4 protein-coding genes are annotated in these 1,474 nt (G+C 69.9%); 1 reads left to right on the top strand and 3 read right to left on the bottom strand.

What is annotated here, in order from left to right:
* Nucleotides 1-265, top strand: a 265-nt coding sequence (locus AC1D12_RS33170; RefSeq protein ID WP_477845353.1) for a hypothetical protein, incomplete at its 5' end; no start/stop codon positions are given.
* A gap of 42 nt (nt 266-307) precedes the next feature.
* Here the strand turns inward: AC1D12_RS33170 and AC1D12_RS33165 are convergent.
* The 3 genes from AC1D12_RS33165 to AC1D12_RS33155 all read right to left on the bottom strand — a co-directional run.
* A complete protein-coding gene (locus tag AC1D12_RS33165; RefSeq protein WP_477826459.1) occupies nt 308-715 on the bottom strand; it encodes a VOC family protein in 408 nt (135 codons plus the stop codon).
* Complete coding sequence (locus AC1D12_RS33160) at nt 712-1,206, bottom strand: helix-turn-helix domain-containing protein (RefSeq protein WP_047502444.1); 495 nt, start codon at nt 1,204-1,206, stop codon at nt 712-714. The genes AC1D12_RS33165 and AC1D12_RS33160 overlap by 4 nt, the downstream gene beginning before the upstream one ends.
* Before the next feature lie 46 nt (nt 1,207-1,252).
* Nucleotides 1,253-1,474 (bottom strand): globin family protein (locus tag AC1D12_RS33155; RefSeq protein ID WP_477845352.1); only part of this gene is annotated, 222 nt, incomplete at its 5' end.

The following is a 1,474-nucleotide window of genomic DNA, read 5'->3' as shown; positions in this document are numbered from 1 at the left end:
CATCTGCGCGGTGCTGGGCGTCGAGCCCCGGCAGTGCGAACGCGTCGTTCCCTTCGAGTCCGTCGACGACGGCGTCATGAGCCTGGCCTTCGTCTCCGGCACGCAGGTGGTCCGCTACGTCAGGCACAGTCGATTGAACGGCGACTTCACGCCGGAGCTGAAGCGGCAGCCGATCCCGGCTTCCGAGGCGGTCTTCCAGGTGGTGCCATCAGGCACCGCGCAGGACGGCCGGCCCTGGATCAAGCTGGTGCTGAAGGAAGGCTGAAGACCCGCCTGCATGCGGCGCGAGCCGACCGCCGCCTGACGCTCAGCGCCGTGCCTCGATCATCTTCCAGCCGTTCCCCGACGGATCGCGGAAGCCCGCATCCACCGTGCCATAGCGGTCGATCGGCTCCTGCGTGAACTCGACACCGCGGGCCTGCATCCGCGCATGGGCAGCGCGGCAATCGTCCACCTTCAGCACCAGCGGCGGCATGCCGCCCTTGGCCACGATCGCGCGCAGCGCCTGCGCGGTCTCGGCGTCGAGCACCGGCGGCCCCGGCACGCTCAGGCCGAGCTGGAACGACGGCTGGTCCGGGTGCTGCACCGTCAGCCAGCGGTAGTCGCCGTTGCGCACGTCGGTGTGGACGCGAAAGCCGAGCTTGTCGACGTAGAACGCGAGCGCTTCATCCTGGTCTCGCACGTACAGTCCGACCACTTCAATGCCTTGGATCATGGAATCTCCTTGTCGTGAGATTCATTTATAGCGTCGGCCTCGCGGCGGCGCTTCTCCGAAACTGCGATCGTCAGGTCGGGCCGGTGCGCGGCACTCAGCACGCACGCCGGCACGCGGCCCGGCTCCTGCACCGCTGCCCGCGCGCGGGCCCGCAGCGTGCTCGGGCTCTCGCCGGTGATGTCGCGGAAGGTGCGCCCGAAGGTGCCCAGGCTCTCCCAGCCCGTCTCGAACGCGATCTCGGTGATCGGCAGCTCGGTCTCGCGCAGCAGCGCCGTCGCGCGCTCGATGCGCCGCGTCAGCAGGTAGCGGTGCGGCGGCGTGCCGAAGGCCTGCTTGAACGAACGCGCGAAATGCGCCTCGGAGACATCGCTCACGCCGGCCAGCCGCTGCACCGGCCAGGCTTCGTGCGAGGCGGCATCCATGCGGTCCTTCGCGCGCAGCAGCCGCCGCAGCAGCTCGGGATCCTGGGGCGGGAGCGGGAGGTCACTCATGGGGCGGCATTGTGCCGCCCGCTGCCACCCGCCAGCGACTGGCGGCTCAGGGCGCGACCCACACGTCCGGCTCATGGCCGACGGCCACGCCGTTGTGCATCACGAAGCGGGGGAACTCGCCGAAGAAGCCGTGGAACAGGTTGCGGCCGATGCCGTGCGCGGTGCGCTGGAGTTCCTCGGCGACCTCGCCTGCGAACAGCCGGTTGGTGTGCCGGTGCCACAGCGTGATCCAGCGCAGGAAATGCTCAGGGTGCACGCCGTCGAGCAC

The sequence above is a fragment of the Rhizobacter sp. P1_G5 genome, assembly GCF_056405435.1.
The sequence above is the reverse complement of the archived record's forward strand: the minus strand, read 5'-3'. Positions and strand labels throughout refer to the sequence as shown.